Origin of the sequence: Streptomyces sp. Z26, assembly GCF_003665095.1 — a bacterium.
Classification (GTDB): Bacteria; Actinomycetota; Actinomycetes; order Streptomycetales; family Streptomycetaceae; genus Streptomyces; species Streptomyces phytohabitans.
Window position 1 is genome coordinate 2,697,654 of the sequence record NZ_RCHV01000002.1, and the last position, 24,365, is coordinate 2,722,018.

Consider the following 24,365-nt stretch of genomic DNA (forward strand, 5'->3'; position numbering starts at 1 on the left):
GAAGGGCGGGCGGTGGCGCACGGTTCGTACGCGGAAGGGGAACGGCGGGGGGCGGCGCTAACGTGGTACGGATGAGCACCGACCAGCGGAGCGGCTGCGCCCCACCCCGTACGCTCGCGGACGACCTCCGCGCGCGCGACGACGACGCGCTCGCCGCGCTCCTGCACAGCCGCCCCGACCTGCTCTCCCCCGTCCCGAACGACCTCACGCAGCTCGCCACCCGCGCCGGGACCCGCGCGTCGGTGGTACGGGCGGTCGAGCGGCTGGACCGGTTCGCGCTCCAGGTGGCGGAGGCGCTGGCCGTGGCGGCGGACCCCTGCCCGTACGACGAGCTGCTGGCGCTGCTCACGGGCGACGGGCGGCCGGACCTGGAACGGGCGGCGGGTACGGACCCGGCCCCGGACGCCGGAACCGGCCCGGACGGCGACCCCGCCCCCGAACCCGGCCCCGACACGTACGCCCGGTGCGCCGAGCGGCTGCCGCGCGCGCTGCGCACCCTCCGCGACCGGGCGCTGCTGTGGGGCGGGGACGACCGGCTGCGGCTCGTACGGACCGCGCGCGAGGTGCTGGCGCCCAGCGCCTCCAGCCCGTCGCCGACCGGGCTGGGGCCCACGTTCGCCGAGGCCACCTCGGGCATGCCGCCCGGCCGCCTCCAGGAGATCCTGGCCGCCGCCGGGCTGGGCGCGACGCACGACTCGGTGAGCGCGCTGGCCGCGCTCACCGGGCTGTTCGCCGACGCGGACCGCGCGGCGGCGCTGCTCGCCGCCGCGCCCGGACAGAGCGGCGCCGTACTGGAGAAGCTGGTGTGGGGGCCGCCGTACGGCACCGCCGAACACCGTACGCCCAGCCCGGCCCTCGGCTGGCTGCTGGACCGGGGGCTGCTGCTCCCGGCGGGCGACCGTACGGTCGTGCTGCCCCGCGAGATCGCGCTCCGCCTGCGCGGCGGGCGCGCGCACCGGCGGCCGGAGCCGGTGCCGCCCGCCGTGGCACCGCGCCGTACGCACCCGCCGGAGACGGTGGACGCGACGGCGGCGGCGCAGGCGTACGGGGCGCTGGACGTGCTGGAGGAGCTGCTCGGCGGCTGGGAGACCGAGCCGGTGCCGGTGCTGCGGGCCGGGGGGCTCGGCATGCGGGACCTGAAGCGGACGGCCGTACGGCTCGACCTGCCGGAGCCGGTGACCGCGTTCTGGGTCGAACTCGCCTACGCGGCGGGCCTGGTGGCCTCCGACGGCACCGCCGACGAGTGCTACGCGCCGACGCCCGCGTACGACGACTGGCTCGGGCAGCCGCCCGGTACGCGCTGGGCGCGGCTGGTGACGGCCTGGCTCCCGGCGACGCGCGTGCCGGGGCTGGCGGGCGCGCGCGACGGCAAGGGGCGCGTGCTGTCCGCGCTCGGGCCCGGCCTGGACCGGGGACCGGCGCCGGACGTGCGGCACCGGACGCTGGCGCTGCTCGCGGGCCTCGCGCCGGGCGGGGCGCCCGCGCCCGACGACGTGGTGGCCCGCATCGGCTGGGAGCGGCCGCTGCGCGGCGCGGCCCCGGCGGCGGCGGACGGCGCCGAGGGCGCGGGCGCCGCGCCCGGCACCCGGGCGGCGAACGGCGGCCATGGGGAGGCGCTGCGCGCGCGGCTCGTCCGTACGACGCTCACCGAGGCCGAGCTGCTGGGCCTGACGGGCCGGGGCGCGCTGGCGGCGTACGCGCGCGAGCTGCTGCCCCCGGCGGAGGCGGCGGGGACGACGGGCACGACCGGGACGACGGACGCCGACGCCACGGGCGACCCGGACGACACCGAGGACGACCGCCCCGGCGCCTGGGGTCGGCACCTCACCGCGCAGGAGCTGCCCGCCGCCGCCGCGCGCGCCGCGCGCGGCCTGGCCCCCCTCCTCCCCGAACCGGTCGACCACGTGCTGCTCCAGGCCGACCTGACCGCCGTCGCGCCCGGCCCGCTGGAGCGGGTCCTCGGCCTGACGCTGCGCGTCCTCGCGGACGTCGAGTCGACGGGCGGCGCGACCGTCTACCGCTTCACGCCCGAGTCCGTACGCCGCGCGCTGGACGCGGGCCGTACGGCGGCGGACCTGCACGCGTTCCTCGCCGCGCACTCCCGTACGCCCGTACCGCAGCCGCTCGCGTACCTGATCGACGACGTGGCGCGGCGGCACGGGCGGCTGCGCGTGGGCGCCGCGTCGTCGTACGTGCGGTGCGACGACGACGCGGTGCTCGCGGAGATCGTGGCGGACCGGCGTTCCGCGCCGCTGCGCCCCCGGCTGCTCGCCCCCACCGTGCTGGCCTCCCCCCTGCCGCCGGACCAACTCCTCGCGCGGCTGCGGGAGATGGGCTACGCGCCCGCCGCCGAGTCCGCCGACGGCGACGTGCTGATCGCGCGCGCGGACGCCCACCGGACCCCGCCCCGTACGGCCCCCGAGCCGTCACCGGACGGCCCGCCGGTGCCTGACCGTACGCTGCTCGGCGCGGCCGTACGCGCCATCCGCGCCGGGGACCACGCGGTGACGGCCGCGCACCGGCCGAACCCGCACAAGGCCAAGGTGGCGTCCGGCGCCCGCGCGCCCGGCGGCGGACTGCCGCGCACCGACTCCCCGGACACCCTCGCCACCATGCAGTCCGCGGCCCTCACCGGCTCCGCCGTGTGGATCGGCTACGTCAACGCCGACGGCGCCGCCAGCCAGCGCGTGATCGCGCCGGTACGGGTGGAGGGCGGCTTCGTCACCGGCTACGACCACACCGCCGACGAGGTGCGCACGTACCCGCTGCACCGCATCACGGGGGTCGCGGAGCTGGCGGAGGACTGACCCGTACGGCGCTCCGGCCCGTACGGCGCGCCCGTACCACCGTCCGAGGGCCCCTGGACAGGGCGGCGGGCGCGGGCACGATGGAGCGATGACCACCGACTCCCGCACGCCGCAAGGCTCCCCCGGGTCCCACGACTCCCCCGGGCCGCACGGCTCCCGCCCGCCGCGCGCCCTGTCGTTCGACGCCGCCGCGGGGCAGTACGCCGCGAACCGGCCGTCGTACCCGCCGTCCGTCCTGGACGCCGTACGGGACGTCGCGGGCCTGCCGCTGGCGGGCGCCCGTACCGCCGACGTCGGCGCGGGCACCGGGATCGCCACCGCCCTGCTGCGCGAGCGGGGCGCCGACGTGCTCGCCGTCGAACCGGGCGCCGGCATGGCCGCGCAGCTGCGGCGCGCCCTGCCCGACGTACGGCTGGTGCGCGGCGACGGCAACGCGCTGCCGCTCGCGGACGGCTCCCGCGACCTCGTCACGTACGCGCAGTCCTGGCACTGGACCGACCCGGCGCGGTCCGTACCGGAGGCGCTGCGGGTGCTGCGCCCCGGCGGCGCGCTCGCGCTGTGGCGGAACACCAACGCCGACGACGTGCCGTGGATCGCCGCGCAGGGGGACCGCGTCCTGCGGCACTGCGGGGCGGACGCGGTCACGGGCGGGCACTCCATGGGCGCCGGGCGACCGGCGGACGACGCGGAGGCGGCGCGGCTCCTGGGCGTCGCCGGGCTGGACTGGACGCGGCGGCAGCTGCCGTGGCGCCGCACGGTGACCGTGGACACGCACCTCGCCAACCTCGGCAGCCACTCGGTGTTCCTCGTCCAGGACCCGGAGCGGCGACGGCGGTTCATGGCGGAGGAGCGCGCCCACCTCGCGGACGTCTTCCCGGGCGGCGAGGTCGAGGAGGCGTACGTGGTGGACCTGCTGGTGGTACGCCGCCCGTGACCCCGCAGGGGCGTACGCGCGCCGCCGGGGGCGGTGTGCGCGGGCACACGCTCCGGCACCGTACCGGCAGGTGTTTCACTTGTCGGGGGTGCCGGGCGTACCGCCGGTACCGCCACCCGTAGCCGTCCGCGGAGGTAACGCGTGTCCTGCTTGATCGTGCAGAGCGACAAGACCCTGCTGCTGGAGGTCGACCACGAGCAGGCCGACGCGTGCCGCCGGGCCATCGCCCCGTTCGCGGAGCTGGAGCGGGCGCCCGAGCACATCCACACGTACCGCGTGACGCCGCTGGGCCTGTGGAACGCGCGCGCCGCCGGGCACGACGCCGAGCAGGTCGTGGACGCGCTCGTGGAGTTCTCCCGCTACCCGGTGCCGCACGCGCTGCTCGTCGACGTCGCCGAGACCATGGCGCGCTACGGGCGGCTCCAGCTGGTCAAGCACCCCGGGCACGGGCTGGTGCTGGTCTCCACCGACCGGCCGGTGCTGGAGGAGGTGCTGCGGTCGAAGAAGATCCAACCGCTCGTCGGCGCCCGCCTCGACCCCGACACCGTGGCGGTGCACCCGTCCGAGCGCGGCCAGATCAAGCAGGTGCTGCTCAAGCTGGGCTGGCCCGCGGAGGACCTGGCCGGGTACGTGGACGGGGAGGCGCACCCGATCGAGCTGGCCGAGGACGGCTGGTCGCTGCGCCCGTACCAGACGCAGGCCGTGGAGGGCTTCTGGCACGGCGGCTCCGGGGTCGTGGTGCTGCCGTGCGGCGCGGGCAAGACGCTGGTCGGCGCGGGCGCGATGGCGCGGGCGCGGGCCACGACGTTGATCCTGGTGACGAACACGGTGTCGGCCCGGCAGTGGAAGCACGAGCTGGTGCGGCGCACGTCGCTGACGGAGGAGGAGATCGGGGAGTACAGCGGCACGCGCAAGGAGATCCGGCCCGTCACCATCGCCACGTACCAGGTGCTGACGACCCGGCGGAAGGGCGTCTACCCGCACCTGGAGCTGTTCGACTCCCGGGACTGGGGCCTGGTCGTCTACGACGAGGTGCACCTGCTGCCCGCGCCCGTGTTCAAGTTCACGGCCGACCTCCAGGCCCGGCGGCGGCTGGGGCTGACGGCGACGCTCGTACGGGAGGACGGCCGCGAGTCGGACGTGTTCTCGCTGATCGGACCGAAACGTTTCGACGCGCCCTGGAAGGAGATCGAGGCGCAGGGCTACATCGCGCCCGCCGACTGCGTCGAGGTACGGGTCAACCTCACCGACTCCGAACGCCTCGCCTACGCCACGGCCGAGACCGAGGAGAAGTACCGCTACTGCGCCACGACCGCCTCCAAGCGCCGGGTCACCGAGGCGCTGGTACGGCGGCACCAGGGGCAGCAGACGCTCGTCATCGGGCAGTACATCGACCAGCTGGACGAGCTGGGCGAGCACCTGGGCGCCCCCGTCATCAAGGGCGACACCCCGAACGCGCAGCGGGAGAAGCTGTTCGAGGCGTTCCGGCAGGGCGAGTTGAGCGTGCTGGTGGTGTCGAAGGTGGCGAACTTCTCGGTGGACCTGCCGGAGGCCACCGTGGCGATCCAGGTGTCCGGCACGTTCGGGTCGCGGCAGGAGGAGGCGCAGCGGCTGGGCCGGGTGCTGCGGCCGAAGGCGGACGGGCACGAGGCGCGGTTCTACTCGGTGGTCGCGCGCGACACGGTCGACCAGGACTTCGCGGCGCACCGGCAGCGGTTCCTGGCGGAGCAGGGCTACGCGTACCGGATCGTCGACTCGACGGAGCTGCTCGCGGGCGACGACGCCTGAGCGGGGGGTTCGGCGGGTTCGGCGGGTACGGCGGGTACGGCGGGTGCCGGGTACGGCGGACGCACGTGGGTGCGGGCCGGGTACGGCGGGGCGGCGGTGTCAGACGGCCGGGTGGGCGGAGCGCGTACGGACGAGCGGGTCGGCGGCCGGGCGGCCGTCGTACTGCCCGAGGACGGCGACGCTGAACGCCGTTCCGGCGAACACCCGGACCGCCCGTACGGCATTGCCGAACAGGTGCCGCGGATGACGTACGGCGTCCCCCGTGACGGCGGTGCCGAGCGCGGTCGCGCCGCGGCCCGGGACGGAGACGGCGGGCTGGTGGATCGATGCGGTGGTCATGTGACCAGCATCGTTTCCGGCCGTGCCCGGGTCATCGGCCCACGGGCGTAAACGCGGTGACCGGCGGCTAAGCCTTTGGGAGAGGTTCTCGTCCCCTGGGTGTACGCCGTGGGGTGGGCACCCCCGTAGGGGGGACCGCACCGGACGCGGGCGCGGACGCCGGGGTACGGGACGCGGCGCGGCTACGGGAACGGGCTGCGGGAACGGCCGCGGGGCTCCGCGTACGGGCGGGGGTGGCGGGCCGCGCGAAAAGCGTTCGTGCGCGCGCCGGACGCCGCCTACAATCGCCCGTCTGCCTCCTCCCGTTCCGGGACGGACGCCGCCCGTTCGGAAACCGGCCGGCGACCCGGGCGCGTACCCGCGCTCACCCTTCTCGTACCCGTACAGACCCCCGCCGGAGGCGACCCGTGCCCGCGCACGCCCCCACTCCCGACCTGCCCGAACAGCCCGCGCCACCCGACCCCGCCGACGTGCCGGGCCCACCCGGGGAGCCCGGCCCGCTCGACGCCGAGCGCGCCCACCTGGCCGCGTCCCGCACGGCGCTGCGCGCGATGCGCGCCGACGCCGAGGCCCTCGACATCGGGGACGTCACCGCGAACTGGGTGAACGCCGCCGTCCTCCAGTCCGAGATCGACCTGCGCGTCAAGTCGCTCGCGGACCTCGCGCACGCCCCGCTGTTCTTCGGCCGCCTCGACTTCGACGGCTTCCCCGACCCCTACGGGGCACCCGTACCCGCCGCGGACACCGCGCCCGACGACACCGGCGAGCGGCACACGTTCTACATCGGCCGCCGCCACGTCCACGACCACGACGGCGACCCCATGGTCATCGACTGGCGCGCCCCCGTCTCCCAGCCCTTCTACCGCGCCTCCGGCAAGGACCCGCAGGGCGTGGCACTGCGCCGCCGATTCGGCTACACGGCCGGGGAGTTGACCGCGTACGAGGACGAGCGGCTGAGCGGTCCCGGCGCGGACGCGGCCTCCGGGCCCGCCGCGAGCACGCTCCTCCAACGCGAGATCGAGCGGCCCCGCGTCGGCCCGATGCGGGACATCGTCGCCACCATCCAGCCCGAACAGGACACCCTCGTACGGGCGAGCGTCGACGGCACCGTCTGTGTCCAGGGCGCCCCCGGCACCGGCAAGACCGCCGTCGGCCTGCACCGCGTCGCGTACCTCCTCTACACCCACCGCGAACGGCTCGCCCGCACCGGCACCCTGGTCGTCGGGCCGAACCGCTCGTTCCTGCACTACATCGAGCAGGTGCTGCCCGCCCTGGGCGAGTTGGACGTCAAGCAGGCGACGGTGGACGACCTGGTGCGGCACCCGCAGATCACCGTGCGGTCCCGCGACTCCGCCGAGGCGGCGGGCCTCAAGGGCGACGCCCGGATGGCGCGCGTACTGCGCCGCGCGGTGCGCTCCGGCGTGACCGTGCCGACGGAGCCGTGCGTGGTCGTACGGGGCTCGCGGCGCTGGCGGGTCCCGGCGTACGAACTGGAGGAGATCGTCCGGGAGTTGCTCGACCGCGACATGCGGTACGGCGCCGCCCGCGACGCCCTGCCGCAGCGCGTCGCGCACCACGTGCTCGTCCGCATGGAACAGGCCGGGGAGGCCCCCGACGACCGGGTGCAGGACGCCGTCGCGCGGAACGCCGCCGTGAAGGCCCTGGTCAAGACCGTCTGGCCGCAGGTCGACCCGGCGAAGCTGGTGCTGCGGCTGCTGTCCGACGCGGACTTCCTCGCCGCGCAGGCCGACGGCGTCCTGACGCCCGAGGAGCAGCGCGCCGTGCTGTGGCCCAAGCCCGCCCGGGGCGTACGGACCGCGCCGTGGTCGGCGGCCGACGCCGTACTGGTCGACGAGGCGGCCGACCTGATCGCCCGTACGCCCTCCCTCGGCCATGTCGTACTGGACGAGGCGCAGGACCTGTCGCCCATGCAGTACCGCGCGGTGGGACGGCGCTGCTCGACGGGTTCGGCGACGGTGCTCGGCGACATCGCGCAGGGCACCACGCCCTGGGCGACGGCGAGTTGGGCGGAGGCGCTGACGCACCTCGGCAAGCCGGGCTCGGTGGTGGAGGAGCTGACGCAGGGCTTCCGGGTACCGCGCGACGTCATCGCGTTCGCGTCCCGGCTGCTGCCGGAGATCGCCCCGGACCTGACGGAGGCGACGTCCGTACGGGAGTCGCCCGGCGACTTCGCCGTACTGCGCCACGCGCCCGACGCGCTGACCGGCGCGGTCGTCGAGGCGTGCCGGGCGGCGCTCCGGCGGGAGGGCTCCGTCGGCCTGATCGCCGCCGACGCCCGTACGGAGGAGCTGGGCGCGGCGCTGCGGGAGGCCGGGCTGACACCCCTGGGACCGGGCGAGGAGACGACGGCGGACTCCCGGCTGACGCTCGTACCGGCCACGCTGGCCAAGGGGCTGGAGTACGACCACGTGGTGCTCGACGAGCCCCGCGCGATCGTGGACGGCGAGCCCGACGCGCGCACCGGGCTGCGCCGCCTCTACGTCGCCCTGACCCGCGCCGTCTCCGGGCTGACCGTGCTGCACGCGGCACCGCTGCCCGGCGCGCTCGCCGCCCCCTCCCCCGCGTGGGAGGACTGAGGCGGCGGGCGGGTCGGGCGTACGGGGTCGGGCGTACGGGGCGGCGGGGTCGGGGCGGCGGCTCAGCCCTGCGGCTGCGGGGGCTGCTGCGGGGTGTCGGGGAGTTCGGGCGTACTGGCGAACAGGTCGAAGTACATGCCGAGGGACACCAACAGCCCCAGCACGCCGAGGATCAGCCCGCCGAGCGCGACGGCCTTGACCCACGAACGGGTCTCCGCGCGCTTCACCAGCATCCCCAGCACCACACCGCCGATGATCACGGCGGTGGCGGCGAAGATCCCGTTCAGCAGGGCGGCGGTGTGCCAGGGCGCGCTGTAGAACGCGTCGATCTGGTCGTCCCCGGCGCCGCCGCCACCGCCCGTGCTGGACTCGATCTGCCCGATCAACTCCTTGCGGGAGCGCAGCATCTCGCCGAGGGACGTACCGGTCAGCGAGCTGAGGCCGAGCCCGGCGCTGACGATCGCCGCCGCACCGGCGGCGAAGCCGCCGCGGTCCGCGGCGCCGGACGCGGTGTACGGGACGGCGCCCCCGTCGAGCCCGTCGGCGTCGAGGAGGTCCTCGTCCTCGTCGTGGGAGGAGATCAGCTCCGGCTCACCGACACCGGCCGCGCCGGTGCCGTCGCGGTCGGCGCCGTCCTTGCCGCCCTTGCCGTCCTTGGCGAACGACGTGGTGGCGGGGGCGCCTTCCGGCGCCGCCCCCGCCTCGTCCGCCGCCTTCTCGGCGTCGGCGGTAGTCTGCGACCGCGGCGCGGCGGTCGGCTCGTGGGGGGTCTCCGACTCGGCGTCGCCGGTGGCGCCGGTGGGGTCGTCGTTGTTGCTGGGGTCGGTAGCCATAGGGCGCAACCCTAAGGGGCATGGCTAAGACGCGGGTAAGAGCGCGCGCACGGAATCACGTACGGGATCGCGGCGGTGACGGCGGCCGTGAGCGCGCGACGACCGCGCGGCTCCCGCACGACTCGCGCGCGGCGCCGGCGCGGTGCTCGCGCCCGGGAAGCGGGCCGCGCGGGTACGGGCCGGGGTGCGGGCGTACGGAGGGGCAAGGGCCGTACGGGGCGCGGTCGTTCACCGTACGGGCGCGCGACTCCCGTACGGCAGGCGTCCGTTCGGGCGAGGTCGACGCGATGGCCGCCTCCCCCGGCTCGATCCCGATGCCGGGGCGGGACCTCACGGCCCCGCGCCGGTACCCTCGATGGCCCGGCCGCGGGCCCCTCGGCGCCCGGTGGGTGCCCGGGGCCGCCGGACCACGGGACCGCTCCCGTACACCGGGCCGACGCGTCGAGCACGGGGGAACCCCGGGAGGCGTGAGAGCGATCTCCTCGGGCCGGGCGCCGACACCCACCAGGCGAAGGAGTCCCGTGGCAACGATCAGCGACGTGGCGCGGGCGGCGGGTGTCTCCCCGGCGACCGTCTCCCGGGTCCTCAACGGCGGCCGGGTCAGCCCCGAACGTGCCGAACGCGTCCGCCGGGTCGCCTCCGAACTGGGCTTCTCCCCGAACCGGGTGGCACGCTCCCTGCGCACCCAACAGGCCAGCGTGATCGGGCTGTTGATCCCCGACATCGAGAACCCGTTCTTCACCGCCCTCGCCCGCGGCGTCGAGGACGCGTCCCGGCGCACCCACCTCTCCGTCGTCCTCTGCAACACCGACGAGGACGTGGAGAAGGAGGCCCGCTACCTCGACGTCGCCCTCGCCGAACAGATGGCGGGCGTCATCGTCGCCGCCGCCTCCCCGCGCCGCTCCGACTTCTCCGCACTCGACGCACGCGGCACGCCCGTCGTCGCCGTCGACCGGCGGCCCGGCGCGGCCACGGTCGACGCGGTGATGGTCGACGACCAGCGCGGCGGCGACGAGGCCACCGCCCACCTCCTCGACCGCGGCTACCGCCGCGTCGCCTGCGTCACCGGCCCCGCCGACACCGCCGCCTCCGAGGAACGCCTCGCGGGCCACCGCGCGGCCATGCGCGCGGCGGGCACCCCCGACGCGTGGATACGCGCCCACACCCGGCACGCCGACCTCCGCGTCGAGGGCGGCCGTACGGCCATGGCGGAACTGCTCACCCTCCCCGAACCGCCCGACGCCGTCCTGGTCACCCACGACCTGCTGACGGTCGGCGCCCTCGAAGCCCTCCGTACGGCCGGGGTCGAGCCGCCCGCGTTCGGCGTCCTGTCGTTCGGGGACGTCCCGTGGGCGTCGCTCGTACGCCCGCCGCTGACCACGGTGCGGCTCCCCTCGTACGACCTGGGCGTGGCCGCGGCCACCCTCCTCCAGGAACGCATCGCGGGCTCGACCGGGCCCCGCCGGACGGTGACCCTCCGCCCTGACCTCCACCCCCGCGCGAGCACCTCGGGCCCGACGCCCGGTTGAGGGGGCGGGTAGTGGGTCATGAGCCGCCCGGAAACCTCGGGGGTGTCACGGTGAAGCGCGTGCGGTATATCGCCGCATGGGTACACTTGATATATACCCATAGCGTCTAGAGATACCGGAGGACTGCGATGTCTCGCACAGTGATCGACCTCGACGACGAGCTGGTGACCCAGGCCGCCGACATACTGGGCACCACGACCAAACGCGCCACCGTGAACGGCGCACTCGAGGAGTTCGTCGCCGCGGCCAAACGGCGGCAGTTCCTGGAACTGGTGGACGAAGGCGTCTTCGACGACCTCGCGGACGACGAGGTGATGGCGGGCGCATGGCGGTAGCGACGCACCTCGTCGACAAGAGCGCATGGGCGCGGTCGAAGCAACCCGCCGTCAGAGCCGCGCTGTTGCCCCTGCTCGACCGCGGTCTCCTGGCCACCTGCGCGGTGGTCGACCTGGAGGTGCTCTACAGCACACGAAACGCCACCGACCACGCACGCGGGCGCGCGATGCGGTCGGGCTTCGAGTGGTTGCCCCTCACGGATGAGATCGGCTCCCGTGCCATCGAGGTGCAGGCGCTTCTCGCCGCGCAGGGACACCACCGGGCGGCATCCGTTCCGGATCTCCTGATCGCGGCCACGGCGGAACGCCACGGGGTGACGGTGCTCCACTACGACGCCGACTTCGACACCATCGCCGCGGTGACGGGTCAACCCAGTCAGTGGGTGGTTCCGGCGGGCACCGCCGACTGATGGCGGGCGCACGGCGGTGACGCCCCCGCCCCGGCCTCGGGGCTGCGGGGTCAGGCGTCGAGGGTCGTGCGCCAGGCGCGTACGGCCGTCGCGCTGACCGGGGACGTCCAGCCCGCCGTACGGGCCGCGCCACCGATGTGGAACGCGTCGACGCCCGCCGCGCGCAGCACCGGTACGTGCTCCAGGCGGAGGCCGCCGCCCGCCAGGAGGCGCGGGCCGTAGCCCGGCTCGCGGTCGGCCCCGCGGGCGGCCTCGGTGCGCAGCACCTCCAGGCCGTCGTCGACGCCGCGCGGCGAGCCCGCCGTCAGGTACGTGTCCAGGCCGGGCAGGTCCGCGAGCTGCTTGCGCAGGCCGTCGCGGTCGGCGGCGCGGTCGATCGCGCGGTGGAACGTCCAGGGGCTGCCGTCCGTCGCCGCGACGAGCGCCTCGACGACCCGCAGGTCCGGCTGGCCGGACTCGTCGAGGAAGCCGAGCACGAACTCGTCGGCGCCCGCGGCCCGCAGGGCTCGGGCGCGGGCGAGGAGCGCGTCCAGCGCGGCGGGGCCGCCGGAGGTGAAGCCGTCGGCCGCGCGCAGCATGACGCGGAGCGGGAGGTCGACGGCCGAACGGACGCGGTCGAACGTCTCGTCGCTGGGGGTGAGGCCGTCGGCGGCCATGTCGGCGACCAGTTCGAGGCGGTCGGCGCCACCGGCCCGCGCGGCACGCGCGTCGTCGGCGTCGAGGGCGATCACTTCGAGGATTGGTCTAGACATATCGCCAAGACTGCCACAGGCCCGGCGCACCCGGTAGGTGGCCCCCACAATTGGGTGCCATGAGTACCGCGCACACCCCTCGCCCGGACGACGGCCTGCTGGAACGGTGGACCGCCACGCTCACCCGCGCCCGCGCCCACCCCCGCTCCGGGGACGCGCCCGACCCCGCACGCGCACCCGGCCCCGTACCCGACCCCACCCCGTACGGCGAGAACCTGCTCGCCCGCTGGGCCGAACCCCAGCGCCGCTACCACACCACCGCCCACCTGCGGGCCGTCCTCGACCACGTCGACGCGCTCGCCGGGCACGCCGCCGACCCCGACGCCGTACGGCTCGCCGCCTGGTTCCACGACGCCGTCTACCGCCCCGACCGCAGCGAGAACGAGGAGCGCAGCGCCCGCCTCGCGGAGCGCGCCCTCACCGAGGCCGGGGTCCCGGCGGGGCGTACGGCCGAGGTGGCGCGACTCGTCCGGCTCACCACCGGCCACGACCCGGCCGACGGCGACACGAACGGCGAGACCCTGTGCGACGCCGACCTGGCCGTGCTGGCCGGGTCACCGGAGGAGTACGCGCACTACGCCGCGGCCGTACGGCAGGAGTACGGCTTCGTGCCGGACGACGCGTTCCGTACGGGCCGCGCGGCCGTGCTGCGCCAACTCCTCGCGCTGCCGCGGCTGTTCCGGACGCCGCACGGCCGCGCGCGGTGGGAGCCGACGGCGCGGCACAACCTGCGCGGGGAGCTGGACCTGCTCGGCGGCTGAGCGGCGCGCAGGCGGTGAAGGGGCGGGAACGGCAACGGGCGCACGCGGGAACGGGCCGCCCGTCACCACGACCGCGGGCGCCGCAGCCCCGCCGAGGTGAGCCGCAGCAGCAGCTCCTTGCTGCCCACCTCGACCGCGCCGTGCCGCACGGCCGTCGCGTACCGCTCCGAGGGCACGTCGTAGTGGTCCTGGTCGAACGCCCGCCGCGGGCTGCCGATCACCTCCGCGAAGGCGTGCAGCTCCTCGTACGAGCTGTCGCTCACCATGTGCGACCACATCCGGCCGTGGCCGGGCCAGGTGGGCGGGTCGATGTAGACCGTCACGGCAGCCGTCCCAGTCCCCCCACGGGCGCGACGGCCGTGGCGGTCTTCGCGCACACCCAGTGCGGGTCCGCACCCAGCTCCGGCTCGACCTCCAGGGCGTGCAGGTCGGCGCCGCCGCAGGCGGGGCAGAGGGGCCAGCGGCCGTACCGCTCCAGCAGCGCGTCCTGCACGTCCTGCGCCACGAGCCCGTCCACGAAGGCGATGCCGTCCGGCCACTGCTCGACCCACCAGCGCCGGTGCGCCACCGCGTCCTCCACCAGGGAGACGACGTCGGCCTGGTCGACGTCGGCGGCGCGCAGGTCGGCGAGGATGCGGGCGCGGGCCGCGTGCAGGGCCTGTTCGAGGGCCTGGGCCCGGGGTGGTTGCTGCTCCATGTCTCAATTGGACCAAAGTTCCGGGCGGTGTGGGCGGTCGCCGGATTCCGCCGCCGACGCGGGGTTGACCCCCCACGGGGCCGAAAATATCTTTTTCCCGTGAGCCACAACCTGAAGGAAACTTTCGCCGACCGCGGCGGGCCACCACCCGGCCCCGCCCACGGACCCCCTCCGACCTCCCCGACCTCCCCGGGCGCCGTCGCGCAGAGCCGCGCGCCCGGCCCGCCGAGCCCGCCCGGTCCCGCCGCGCTCGCCGCGAAGGTGCGCACCATGGCGCCGTCGATGACGCGCTCGATGCAGCGCGTGGCCGAGACCGTCGCGCACGACCCGGCGGGCTGCGCGCGCCTGACGGTGACGGGGCTGGCGGAACGTACGGGCACGAGCGAGGCCACCGTCGTCCGCACCTCGCGGCTGCTGGGCTACCCCGGCTACCGCGACCTCCGACTCGCGCTCGCCGGGCTGGCGGCGCAGCAGGAGTCGGGCGCGGCGCCGTCCGTCACCGCCGACATCGCGGTGGACGACCCGATCGGCGAGGTGATCGGCAAGCTCGCGCACGACGAGCGGCAGACCCTCGCGGACACGGCCGCCGGGCTGGACACCGCGCAGGTCGAGGCGGCCGTGGGCGCGTTGGCGACCGCCCGCCGGGTGGACGTGTACGGGGCGGCGGCGTCCGCGCTCGTCGGGCAGGACCTCGCGCAGAAGCTGCTGCGGATCGGCCTGGTGGCGCACGCGCACGCGGACCCGCACCTCGCGGTGACCAACGCGGTGCAGCTGCGCGCCGGTGACGTGGCGATCGCGATCACGCACTCGGGCCGTACGGTCGACGTGATCGAGCCGCTGCGCGTCGCGTTCGACCACGGGGCGACGACCATCGCGATCACGGGCCGCCCGGACGGCGAGGTCGCGCAGTACGCGGACCACGTGCTGACCACGTCCACCGCCCGCGAGAGCGAGCTGCGACCGGCCGCGATGTCGAGCCGTACGAGTCAACTGCTCGTCGTGGACTGCCTGTTCATCGGTGTGGCGCAGCGGACGTACGAGACGGCGGCCCCGGCGCTGTCCGCGTCGTACGAGGCGCTGGCGCACCGCCACTCGCCCCGCGTGCGCTGACGGCGGCGGCCCGGGTGGCGCCCCGGGCACCGGCCGTACGGCACACCCCGGCGTACGCGGAGGCGTTGCTTCCACTACTCTTCACACTTCCCCCGCACGTGGCCCCCGGCCCAGCCGGAGGGCGCGGGCCCCGCAGGACCCCCGCAGTCCCCCGCAGACCCTCGTACTCCCCGACGACCGCAGACCGCAGACCCGCTCACGGCACGCGCGCCCGGCACCGGCACTGGCGGACCACCCGCACCACCCCCGTCCAGCACGGCACCGGCAGCAACGGATAGATCCGCATCCGCACCCGCACCGGAAAGAGCAGCTCCTCGCCATGACCTCCACCGCCGACTCGTCGTCGTACCACGCCCTGCGCTCCCAGCTGGACAGCATGACCACCGAGGCGTTCCGCAGTGAGCTGTCGGAGATCGACCGGCTGCCCACGCTGGAGATCGCCAAGATCATGAACGGGGAGGACGCCACCGTCCCCACCGCCGTCGCCTCCGCCCTGCCGCGGATCGCCGACGCCATCGACGCCATCGCCGCACGCATGGCCCGCGGCGGGCGGCTCGTCTACGCCGGGGCCGGTACGGCCGGGCGGATGGGCCTGCTGGACGCCAGCGAGTGCCCGCCCACGTTCAACACCGGCCCGGACGAGGTCATGGGCCTCATCGCGGGCGGCCCGTCCGCCATGGTCAAGTCCGTGGAGGGCGCGGAGGACAGCGCCCGGCTGGCCGCCTCGGACCTGGACGGACTGGGCGTGGGCCCGGCTGACACCGTTGTCGGGATCTCCGCCTCGGGCCGTACGCCGTACGCCGTGGGCGCCGTCGAGCACGCGCGCTCCCTGGGCGCGCTGACGCTCGGGCTGTCCTGCAACGCGGGCTCCGCCCTGGCGGCGGCCGCCGACCACGGCATCGAGATCGTCGTCGGGCCGGAGCTGCTGACCGGTTCGACGCGCCTCAAGGCGGGCACCGCGCAGAAGCTCGTCCTCAACATGCTGTCGACGATCACCATGATCCGGCTGGGCAAGACGTACGGGAACCTGATGGTCGACGTACGCGCCTCCAACGAGAAGCTGCACGCCCGTTCACGCCGGATCGTGTCGCTGGCCACGGGCGCCGCGGACGACGAGATCGAACGGGCGCTGGAGGCCACGGACGGCGAGGTGAAGCACGCGATCCTCGCCATCCTCGGCCGTGTCGACGGGCCGACCGCCGCCCGGCTGCTCACCGACGCGCACGGCCATCTGCGCGCGGCGCTCCAGGCCGCGGGCGACGCCTGACCGCCCGCCCCTCCCGGCCGCGCCGGTCGGCCTGCCCGGCCCGTCCGGCCCGGCGTACGACGAGGCCCCCGCCGGCAGCGGCGGGGGCCCGGTCGCGCGGGCGTCGGGCGCGGGGGTCAGCGCACCTCGACGGTCATCGGCGCGGAGACGGCGGTGCCGTCGCGGCCGGTGACCGTACGGAGCTGGTTCTCACCGCGCATGCCCAGCTTGACGCGCATGCGGTACGAGCCGTCGCGGTTGACGACCGTCGAGACCGGCAGCGCCTTCCACTCCGCGCCCTGCTTCTGCTGGAGCAGCACGGTGTAGCCGGGGCGGACGCCCTCGGTACGGCCCTGGACGCGGAACTCCTCCCACGTCTTCACGGTGGGGGCGTCGGACCGCGCGGTGATCAGCTCGTTGCCCGGGTCGACGGCGTCGGCGGCCGCGGCGTGCGCGCCCGCGGCGCCCGTACCCAGCACGCCCAGGGCGAGGAGACCGGCGACGACGGGGCGGGCGGCGGTGGTTCGGTTCATGCGACTTCCTGTTCCGAGAGGGAAAGTGAGGACACATCAGAGGAAACAGGAAAATACGACCGCGATCATCGGCTGATCGGTCAGTCTTGAACACCCGCCCCCGGTCCGCCTGAACGTACGATCGCGATGCCCCGCGACGCGCCCCGCGTACGCCCTCGCGATCCCCCCGCCCCCGCACCCGCCGCCGGTACGCCCGTACACGCCCCGCGCCGCGACACGTACGGCCCGGAGCGCGCACGCCGAAGGGCGGTCCCCCGGTGGGGAACCGCCCTCGACGTGCGCGTGACGCGCGTGGTGCGTGCCGTACGGACCCGGCGCGCGTGCCGGGTCCGTACGGCGATACCGCGATACCGCGGAGCCGCTGATCCGGGACGGATCAGAAGCCCATGTCACCGCCCATGCCACCGGTCGGGTCGGCGGCACCGGCCGACGCCTTCTCGGGCTTGTCGGCGATGACGGCCTCGGTGGTGAGGAACAGCGCCGCGATGGAGGCGGCGTTCTGGAGCGCGGAGCGCGTGACCTTGGCCGGGTCGTTGATGCCCTCGGCCAGCATGTCGACGTACTCGCCGGTCGCGGCGTTGAGGCCGTGGCCCGGGGTCAGGTTGCGCACCTTCTCCGTGACGACGCCGCCCTCGAGACCGGCGTTGACCGCGATCTGCTTGAGCGGGGCCTCCAGCGCGAGCTTGACGGCCTGGGCACCGGTGGCCTCGTCGCCCTCCAGCTCCAGCTTGTCGAAGACCGCGGACGCCTGGAGCAGGGCCACGCCGCCACCGGCGACGATGCCCTCCTCGACGGCGGCCTTGGCGTTGCGCACCGCGTCCTCGATGCGGTGCTTGCGCTCCTTCAGCTCCACCTCGGTGGCGGCACCGGCCTTGATGACGGCCACGCCGCCGGCCAGCTTCGCGAGGCGCTCCTGGAGCTTCTCGCGGTCGTAGTCCGAGTCGGAGTTGTCGATCTCGGCGCGGATCTGGTTGACCCGGCCCTGGACCTGCTCGGTGTCACCGGCGCCGTCCACGATCGTGGTCTCGTCCTTGGTGATGACGACCTTGCGCGCGCGGCCGAGCAGTTCGAGACCGGCGTTCTCCAGCTTGAGGCCGACCTCCTCGGAGATGACCTGGCCACCGGTGAGGATGGCGATGTCGCCGAGCATGGCCTTGCGGCGGTCGCCGAAGCCCGGGGCCTTGACGGCGACGGACTTGAAGGTGCCGCGGATCTTGTTGACGACCAGCGTGGACAGGGCCTCGCCCTCGACGTCCTCAGCGATGATCAGCAGCGCCTTACCGGACTGCATGACCTTCTCCAGCAGCGGAAGGAGGTCCTTCACGCTGCTGATCTTGGAGTTGACGATGAGGATGTACGGGTCCTCGAGCTCCGACTCCATCCGCTCCATGTCGGTGGCGAAGTAGGCGGAGATGTAGCCCTTGTCGAAGCGCATGCCCTCGGTGAGCTCGAGCTCGAGCCCGAAGGTCTGCGACTCCTCGACGGTGATGACGCCTTCCTTGCCGACCTTGTCCATCGCCTCGGCGATCAGCTCGCCGATCTGCGTGTCACCGGCGGAGATGGAGGCGGTGGAGGCGATCTGCTCCTTCGTCTCCACGTCCTTCGCCTGCTCCAGCAGGGCGGCGGAGACGGCCTCGGTGGCCTTCTCGATGCCGCGCTTGAGCGCCATCGGGTTGGCGCCGGCGGCGACGTTGCGGAGGCCCTCCTTCACGAGCGCCTGGGCGAGGACGGTGGCGGTCGTCGTGCCGTCACCGGCGACGTCGTCCGTCTTCTTCGCGACCTCCTTGACCAGCTCGGCGCCGATCTTCTCGTAGGAGTCCTCGAGCTCGATCTCCTTGGCGATCGAGACACCGTCGTTGGTGATCGTGGGGGCGCCCCACTTCTTCTCCAGGACGACGTTGCGGCCCTTGGGGCCGAGCGTGACCTTGACGGCGTCGGCGAGCTGGTTCATCCCGCGCTCAAGGCCGCGCCGCGCCTCCTCGTCGAACGCGATGATCTTGGCCATGTGAAGTGGTCCTCCCGGACGTCGGAGATCCCCCCGACACCTGGTACGAGGGGGCGCTTTTCTCCGGACCGCGCTGGCGCCCGCGACGGACGGCCCACACGCCGGATGGGTCTCTGCCCCACCCCGCCCGCGGACCTCACCGAACCGGTCCTTCTGTCACTCTCACCTTCAGAGTGCTAACGCCCATGATTAGCACTCGACCCCTCCGAGTGCAAGCGCGGCCCCCGGGCGACGGCAAGCGGAAGGGCCCGCTCCGCGATCGTGGTGATCACGGAACGGGCCCTCGTGAAGCTGTCGCGTCTGGTCGGCGCCTCAGCTCGCCACGCGGACCATGTCCGCCTGCGGCCCTTTCTGACCCTGCGAGATCTCGAACTCGACCCGCTGTCCTTCTTCCAGGGTGCGGTAGCCGTCCATCTGGATCGCGCTGTAGTGGACGAACACGTCCGCACCACCGTCGACCGCGATGAAGCCGTACCCCTTCTCCGCGTTGAACCACTTGACGGTGCCCTGAGCCATGCCTAACTCCCCTATTACTGGCCCCTCCGCGGACCCGCACTTCGCGAACCCGGGTCAGAACTCACCACCGGCCGTCAGCCGGGGATGTGCGCCGGAGCGCGTCGACCGCCGCTGAATGTATCTGCCCGAACGCCGTGTGCAACAGGTCAATTCGACGAGAATTCTGGGCAGGACATTTCCGCCATGAGCCGCAATACTCCGCAAAAGGAGGGCAATTGGGATCGGGCATAGGGAACCAACGCGACAAATGCGGCAGGAATTGCCGGGCAACTCGTCGCGTTCTCTGTGCGTGCTTGCACGCTGAGGGGGAGCGCCTTCCACTCTACTCTCTCCCTAAACCTCTGATTGCCCTTCCGGAATTCACCGGAAGGGCAATCAGGGAAACGGCCGGGAGCCGTGACGCGGCGTCAACCGCCGTGCGGCGGAGCCTCGTTGGCGGGCCGCCGGGCCGGGTACGGGGCCGGGCCGACCACGAGGCGCCGGGCCTCGCCCCGGTCAGCCGCCCGCGACGGCCGGGATGATCGAGATGCCCGCGCCGTCCGGCGTCGGCGTCTCCAGCCCCTCGGCGAAGCGCACGTCGTCGTCGTTCACGTAGACGTTCACGAACCGGCGCAGCTTCCCCGCGTCGTCCAGGACGCGCGCGCCGATCCCGGCGTGCTTCGCCTCCAGGTCCGCGAGCACCTCGGCCAACGTCGCGCCCTCGGCGGGGACTTCGCTCTGACCGCCGGTGTAGGTACGCAGGATGGTCGGGATTCGGACGTTCACGCTCATGCGGTTTTCACCTTCCGTGGTTCGGGGAGAGAGGGCGTTGCGGGTCGCGGGGTGCGGTGGCGCGCGGAGGGCACAGGCGGGACGGGACCCGCACGGTCACGTACGGGAGCCGCACGACGCGTACGGCTCAGGCGAGTCCGGCGGCGCGGAAGGCCTCCAGGCTCGGCCTGATCGTCGCGGTCGGGCCGGTCGTCGGCGCCACCGCGTCGAGCGTCTTGAGCCCGTCGCCCGTGTTCAGCACGACCGTGGTGAGCGACGGGTCCAGCACCCCGTCCTCCAACAACTTCTTCGTGACGCCGACGGTCACGCCGCCAGCCGTCTCCGCGAAGATGCCCTCCGTACGGGCCAGCAGCTTGATGGCGTCGACGATCCGCCCGTCGTCCACGTCCTCCACGGCGCCGCCCGTGCGGCGGGCGATGTCCAGGACGTACGGGCCGTCCGCCGGGTTGCCGATGGCGAGGGACTTGGCGATGGTGTCGGGCCGTACGGGCCGTACGACGTCGTGCCCGTCCTTGAACGCGCGGGACACCGGGGAGCAGCCCTCGGCCTGCGCGCCGAAGATCCTGTACGGGCGGTCCTCGACGAGGCCGAGCGCGATCAGCTCCTTCAGCCCCTTGTCGATCTTCGTGAGCTGCGAGCCGGAGGCGATCGGGACGACCAGCTGGTCGGGCAGCCGCCAGCCGAGCTGTTCGCAGATCTCGTAGGCGAGGGTCTTGGAGCCCTCGCCGTAGTACGGGCGGAGGTTGACGTTGACGAAGCCCCAGCCCTCGCCGAGCGGGTCGCCGATCAGCTCGGAGCAGAAGCGGTTCACGTCGTCGTAGTTGCCCTCGATGCCGACGAGTTCACCGCCGTACACCGCCGCCATCACGACCTTGCCCTGCTCCAGGTCGTGCGGGATGAAGACGCACGAGCGGAACCCGGCGCGCGCGGCGGCGGCGCCGACGGCGCCCGCGAGGTTGCCGGTGGAGGAGCAGGAGAGGGTGGTGAACCCGAAAGCGCGGGCGGCCTCGACGGCGATGGCGACGACGCGGTCCTTGAAGGAGTGCGTCGGGTTGCCGGAGTCGTCCTTGATGTGCAGGGAGCCGGTGACGCCCAGCTCGCGGGCGAGGTTGCGGGCCTCGACGAGCTTGGTGAAGCCGGGGTTGGTGCTGGTGGCGGGCCGGTCGACGACGTCGGCGGGGACGGGCAGCAGCGGGGCGTAGCGCCAGATGCTGTTCGGTCCGGCCTCGATGCGGCGCCGCAGGCCCTCGGGGTCGCCGGTCGGCAGGTCGTACGCGATCTCCAGCGGACCGAAACACGCCTCGCACGCGAAGATCGGGCCGAGCGGGAAGCGTTCGCCGCACTCGCGGCAGGAGAGCGCCGAGGCGGGGCCGAGCGAGACGGTGTCGCCGGCGGGCTTCTCGTGGGTTTGCACAGCCATGAAGGCGAGGCCCTTTCTCCTCATCTTCCCCGTGGCGTATCTCGCCACGAGACGGACTTGGCACCTTCCCTAGCCGGGAGCCCCGCAGTACGCGCAGGCCGGCCGGAGGGTTGCCGGGGCTTCAACGGGCCGTTCCCTCTGCCCCTCTGGATGAGCGGTGTGAAGTTGTCGTACGGGGTGCCCGGCGGTCGTCCGCGGGTCCCTCTCCGGTCCGGCCCCGGGCATGCTGGGGCGGTCACCGTTGTTCAAGACTGTAACCGAAGGCCATGGGGCGGGAGACAGCCGTCCGTACCGCGAGATGGATCACAGAGGGAGCGCACGTGCTGGACGAGGTCGGCCACTGGCTCGAACGGCGCTCCTGGTCAGCGGCCGATCGCCCCCTGTCCGCGCTGCTCGACGCGAAGCGGGCGGGCGGCGCCGACAGCGGCGTCAGCGTGGTGCTCCCGGCCCTGAACGAGGAGCGCACGGTCGGTGCCATCGTCTCCGCCATCCGCCGCGACCTGATGACCGACGCCGTGCCGCTCGTGGACGAGCTGGTGGTGCTGGACTCGGGTTCCACGGACCGTACGGCGGCGGTGGCGGGCGACGCGGGCGCGAAGGTCGTGCACCGGGACGAGGTGCTGCCGCGGCTGCCCGCGCTGCCCGGCAAGGGCGAGGTGCTGTGGCGGTCGCTGCTGGCGACGAGCGGCGAGATCGTCTGCTTCGTGGACGCGGACCTGCGGGACTTCTCGTCCCGCTTCGTGTCGGGGGTGGTCGGGCCGCTGCTGACGGAGCCGGACGTACGGCTGGTGAAGGCGGTGTACGACCGGCCGCTGGGGCCGGTGCCGTACGAGCCGGAGGCGTACGGGCCGGAGGCGTACGGGCCGGAGGCGGGCGCGCGCGAGGAGCCGGGTACGGCACGCGGCGGGGACGTGGGCGCGGGCGGCGGGCCCGGGGGCGGGCGGGTCACGGAGCTGGTGGCGCGGCCGCTGCTGAACCTGCACTGGCCGCTGCTGGCGGGCTTCGTGCAGCCGCTCGGCGGCGAGTACGCGGCCCGGCGCGAGCTGCTGGAACGGCTGCCGTTCCCCGTCGGCTACGGCGTGGAGCTGGGCCTGCTGATCGACGCGCTGCACACCGCCGGGCTGGACGCGCTGGCCCAGGTCGACGTGGGCGTACGGCGGCACCGGCACCAGGACGGGCAGGCGCTGGGCCGGATGGCGGCGGCGATCTACCGCACGGCGCAGCAGCGGCTGTCGGGCGGGCCGCTCGTACGGCCGCGGCTGACGCAGTTCGAGCGGGCGGCGTCGGGGCGGTTCGCGGCCCGTACGCACGCCGTGGACACGGAGGAGCGGCCGCCGATGCGGGACGTGCCGGAGTACGCGGCGCGGCGGCGCGCGGCGTGAGGCGCGGCGCGGCGGTGGCGGGCGGGTCGGCTGGGGCGTCCGGGGCGGGTGGGAGGCCCCGTTCCCTTTTCCGGGCGGACGACTACGCTGCGGACCATGGTCACTGAGCGTTCCGCACAGGTGGTTGTCGCGTCGAACCGGGGCCCCGTGGCCCACGCGTTCGCGGAGGACGGCGGTCTCACCGCCCGGCGCGGAGGGGGTGGGCTGGTCTCCGGGCTGAGCGCCATCGGACCCGACACGGACGCCGTGTGGGTGTGCGCCGCCCTCGGCGACGCCGACCGCGAGGCGGTACGGCGGGCCGGGCGGCGGCTTGACGCGGACGACACCGGCGGGCAGTCCGTACGGATGCTGGACATCCCGCCGGAGATCTTCGGCGCCGCGTACAACGGGGTCGCCAACTCGGTGCTGTGGTTCACGCACCACCTGCTCTACCAGACGCCGTTGGAGCCGTCGTTCGACGCGGAGGCCGCCGGGCGGTGGGCCGCGTACGAGGCGTACAACACGGCGTTCGCCGACGCCCTCGCGGAGGAGGCGGCCGAGGGCGCCGCCGTGCTCGTGCAGGACTACCACCTCGCCCTCACCCCCGCCCTGCTCCGCGAGCGCCGCCCCGACCTGCGCGTCGGCCACTTCTCGCACACGCCCTGGGCGCCGCCGGACTACTTCCGGCTGCTCCCCGACGCGACCGCCGCCGCCGTGCTGCGGGGCGTGCTCGGCGCCGACCGGGCGGCGTTCCTGACCCGGCGCTGGGCGGACGCGTTCACGGCGTGCTGCGCGGAGGTGCTGGGCGCGGAGGTCTCGTACGGCACCGGGGACGGGGACGGCACCGGGGACGGCGGGGACACGGAGACGCGGATCACGTACGCGGGCCGTACGACGCGGATCGGCGTGCACGGGCTCGGCGCGGACGGGCGCTTCCTGCGGGAGCGGTCGCGCCGCCCGGACGTGGCGGAGCGGATGGCGGAGCTGCGGGCGGAGATCGGCCCGGACCGGCGGACGATCGTACGGGTGGACCGCACGGAGCTGTCGAAGAACATCGTGCGCGGCCTGCACGCGTACCGCGAGCTGCTGACCGAGCGGCCGGAGTGGCGCGAACGGGTCGTCCACGTCGCCCTCGCCTACCCCTCCCGGCAGGACCTCGCCGTCTACCGCGACTACACCGCCGAGGTCGGCCGCGTCGCGGAGAAGATCAACGCGGACTTCGGCACCCCCGGCTGGACGCCCGTCGTACTGCACGTGAGGGACGACTTCGCGCGCTCCCTGGCCGCGTACCGGCTCGCGGACGTCGCCCTCGTCAACCCCATCCGGGACGGCATGAACCTGGTCGCGAAGGAGGTCCCCGTCGTCTCCGACGCGGGGTGCGCGCTGGTCCTGTCGCGGGAGGCGGGCGCGCACGAGGAGCTGGGCGCGGACGCGCTCACGGTCAACCCGTACGACGTGACCGCGACCGCGCACGCGCTGCACGACGCGCTGACGATGGAACCGGAGGAGCGTACGGAGCGGAACGTGCGCCTCGCGGCGGCGGCCACGGCGCTGCCGCCCGCGAAGTGGTTCCTGCGGCAGCTGGACGCGCTGCGGGAGGACTGACCGGCGGGGCCGGTCG

22 protein-coding genes and 1 riboswitch are annotated in these 24,365 nt (G+C 74.5%); of the genes, 12 read left to right on the forward strand and 10 right to left on the reverse strand.

Annotation, left to right across the window (positions count from 1 at the left end; translation table 11 throughout):
- Positions 1–71 precede the first annotated feature (71 nt).
- The 3 genes from D7M15_RS11875 (at position 72) to D7M15_RS11885 (ending at position 5,529) form a co-directional block, all read left to right on the forward strand.
- On the forward strand, positions 72–2,807 hold the full coding sequence (locus D7M15_RS11875; protein ID WP_121517485.1) for a helicase C-terminal domain-containing protein: 2,736 nt from the start codon (positions 72–74) through the stop codon (positions 2,805–2,807).
- An 88-nt stretch (positions 2,808–2,895) separates the two neighbouring features.
- The gene (locus D7M15_RS11880; RefSeq protein ID WP_121517486.1) at positions 2,896–3,741 is read left to right on the forward strand and encodes a class I SAM-dependent methyltransferase; all 846 of its coding nucleotides are present in this window, start codon (positions 2,896–2,898) and stop codon (positions 3,739–3,741) included.
- Positions 3,742–3,882: 141 nt separating this feature from the next.
- Positions 3,883–5,529, forward strand: a complete 1,647-nt coding sequence (locus tag D7M15_RS11885) for a DNA repair helicase XPB (protein WP_121517487.1) — start codon at positions 3,883–3,885, stop codon at positions 5,527–5,529.
- 99 nt (positions 5,530–5,628) lie between these two features.
- On the opposite strand, the gene D7M15_RS11890 is transcribed toward D7M15_RS11885, so the two are convergent.
- Complete coding sequence (locus D7M15_RS11890; RefSeq protein ID WP_121517488.1) at positions 5,629–5,868, reverse strand: hypothetical protein; 240 nt, start codon at positions 5,866–5,868, stop codon at positions 5,629–5,631.
- A gap of 470 nt (positions 5,869–6,338) precedes the next feature.
- Between D7M15_RS11890 and D7M15_RS11895 the strand changes: the two genes are divergently transcribed.
- Positions 6,339–8,465 carry an AAA family ATPase gene (locus tag D7M15_RS11895; protein ID WP_240649625.1) on the forward strand — a complete coding sequence of 709 codons (2,127 nt, stop codon included), beginning with the start codon at positions 6,339–6,341 and terminating at the stop codon, positions 8,463–8,465.
- 62 nt (positions 8,466–8,527) lie between these two features.
- On the opposite strand, the gene D7M15_RS11900 is transcribed toward D7M15_RS11895, so the two are convergent.
- Positions 8,528–9,298 carry a hypothetical protein gene (locus D7M15_RS11900; RefSeq protein WP_121517489.1) on the reverse strand — a complete coding sequence of 257 codons (771 nt, stop codon included), beginning with the start codon at positions 9,296–9,298 and terminating at the stop codon, positions 8,528–8,530.
- A gap of 521 nt (positions 9,299–9,819) precedes the next feature.
- On the opposite strand from D7M15_RS11900, the gene D7M15_RS11905 reads away from it, so the two are divergent.
- The 3 genes from D7M15_RS11905 (at position 9,820) to D7M15_RS11915 (ending at position 11,572) form a co-directional block, all read left to right on the forward strand.
- Positions 9,820–10,827 carry a LacI family DNA-binding transcriptional regulator gene (locus D7M15_RS11905; protein ID WP_121517490.1) on the forward strand — a complete coding sequence of 336 codons (1,008 nt, stop codon included), beginning with the start codon at positions 9,820–9,822 and terminating at the stop codon, positions 10,825–10,827.
- 128 nt (positions 10,828–10,955) lie between these two features.
- Complete coding sequence (locus D7M15_RS11910) at positions 10,956–11,162, forward strand: type II toxin-antitoxin system VapB family antitoxin (RefSeq protein ID WP_121517491.1); 207 nt, start codon at positions 10,956–10,958, stop codon at positions 11,160–11,162.
- The gene (locus tag D7M15_RS11915; protein WP_121517492.1) at positions 11,153–11,572 is read left to right on the forward strand and encodes a PIN domain nuclease; all 420 of its coding nucleotides are present in this window, start codon (positions 11,153–11,155) and stop codon (positions 11,570–11,572) included. Before D7M15_RS11910 ends, D7M15_RS11915 begins: the two co-directional genes overlap by 10 nt.
- A 50-nt stretch (positions 11,573–11,622) precedes the next feature.
- Here D7M15_RS11915 and D7M15_RS11920 read toward each other — a convergent pair whose 3' ends face one another.
- On the reverse strand, positions 11,623–12,324 hold the full coding sequence (locus D7M15_RS11920; protein ID WP_121517493.1) for a copper homeostasis protein CutC: 702 nt from the start codon (positions 12,322–12,324) through the stop codon (positions 11,623–11,625).
- A gap of 59 nt (positions 12,325–12,383) precedes the next feature.
- Here D7M15_RS11920 and D7M15_RS11925 point away from each other — a divergent pair, with 59 nt between their 5' ends.
- Positions 12,384–13,085 (forward strand): hypothetical protein, encoded by a 702-nt coding sequence (locus tag D7M15_RS11925; protein WP_121517494.1) that lies wholly within the window; start codon positions 12,384–12,386, stop codon positions 13,083–13,085.
- A gap of 62 nt (positions 13,086–13,147) precedes the next feature.
- On the opposite strand, the gene D7M15_RS11930 is transcribed toward D7M15_RS11925, so the two are convergent.
- Both D7M15_RS11930 and D7M15_RS11935 read right to left on the reverse strand, forming a co-directional pair.
- Positions 13,148–13,408 carry a DUF4031 domain-containing protein gene (locus D7M15_RS11930; protein ID WP_121517495.1) on the reverse strand — a complete coding sequence of 87 codons (261 nt, stop codon included), beginning with the start codon at positions 13,406–13,408 and terminating at the stop codon, positions 13,148–13,150.
- Entirely contained in the window at positions 13,405–13,782 is a 378-nt protein-coding gene (locus D7M15_RS11935) for a hypothetical protein (RefSeq protein ID WP_121517496.1), read from the reverse strand. The genes D7M15_RS11930 and D7M15_RS11935 overlap by 4 nt, the downstream gene beginning before the upstream one ends.
- A 261-nt stretch (positions 13,783–14,043) precedes the next feature.
- On the opposite strand from D7M15_RS11935, the gene D7M15_RS11940 reads away from it, so the two are divergent.
- Complete coding sequence (locus tag D7M15_RS11940; RefSeq protein WP_121520650.1) at positions 14,044–14,892, forward strand: MurR/RpiR family transcriptional regulator; 849 nt, start codon at positions 14,044–14,046, stop codon at positions 14,890–14,892.
- A 319-nt stretch (positions 14,893–15,211) separates the two neighbouring features.
- A complete protein-coding gene (gene murQ / locus D7M15_RS11945) occupies positions 15,212–16,159 on the forward strand; it encodes an N-acetylmuramic acid 6-phosphate etherase (protein ID WP_121517497.1) in 948 nt (315 codons plus the stop codon).
- A 116-nt stretch (positions 16,160–16,275) separates the two neighbouring features.
- On the opposite strand, the gene D7M15_RS11950 is transcribed toward murQ, so the two are convergent.
- From D7M15_RS11950 to thrC, 5 genes are all read right to left on the reverse strand, one after another.
- The gene (locus tag D7M15_RS11950) at positions 16,276–16,671 is read right to left on the reverse strand and encodes a hypothetical protein (RefSeq protein WP_121517498.1); all 396 of its coding nucleotides are present in this window, start codon (positions 16,669–16,671) and stop codon (positions 16,276–16,278) included.
- Positions 16,672–17,047: 376 nt separating this feature from the next.
- On the reverse strand, positions 17,048–18,676 hold the full coding sequence (groL, locus tag D7M15_RS11955) for a chaperonin GroEL (RefSeq protein ID WP_121517499.1): 1,629 nt from the start codon (positions 18,674–18,676) through the stop codon (positions 17,048–17,050).
- Between the two features lie 312 nt (positions 18,677–18,988).
- Positions 18,989–19,192 (reverse strand): cold-shock protein, encoded by a 204-nt coding sequence (locus tag D7M15_RS11960; protein ID WP_121517500.1) that lies wholly within the window; start codon positions 19,190–19,192, stop codon positions 18,989–18,991.
- 495 nt (positions 19,193–19,687) lie between these two features.
- Positions 19,688–19,963 (reverse strand): MoaD/ThiS family protein, encoded by a 276-nt coding sequence (locus D7M15_RS11965; RefSeq protein WP_121517501.1) that lies wholly within the window; start codon positions 19,961–19,963, stop codon positions 19,688–19,690.
- A gap of 127 nt (positions 19,964–20,090) precedes the next feature.
- Complete coding sequence (gene thrC / locus D7M15_RS11970) at positions 20,091–21,383, reverse strand: threonine synthase (protein WP_240649266.1); 1,293 nt, start codon at positions 21,381–21,383, stop codon at positions 20,091–20,093.
- A 17-nt stretch (positions 21,384–21,400) separates the two neighbouring features.
- A riboswitch (SAM riboswitch) is annotated at positions 21,401–21,540 on the reverse strand.
- Between the two features lie 163 nt (positions 21,541–21,703).
- Between thrC and D7M15_RS11975 the strand changes: the two genes are divergently transcribed.
- Complete coding sequence (locus tag D7M15_RS11975) at positions 21,704–22,765, forward strand: glucosyl-3-phosphoglycerate synthase (RefSeq protein ID WP_121517503.1); 1,062 nt, start codon at positions 21,704–21,706, stop codon at positions 22,763–22,765.
- A 96-nt stretch (positions 22,766–22,861) separates the two neighbouring features.
- Positions 22,862–24,349, forward strand: a complete 1,488-nt coding sequence (locus D7M15_RS11980) for a trehalose-6-phosphate synthase (RefSeq protein ID WP_121517504.1) — start codon at positions 22,862–22,864, stop codon at positions 24,347–24,349.
- Positions 24,350–24,365: the final 16 nt, after the last annotated feature.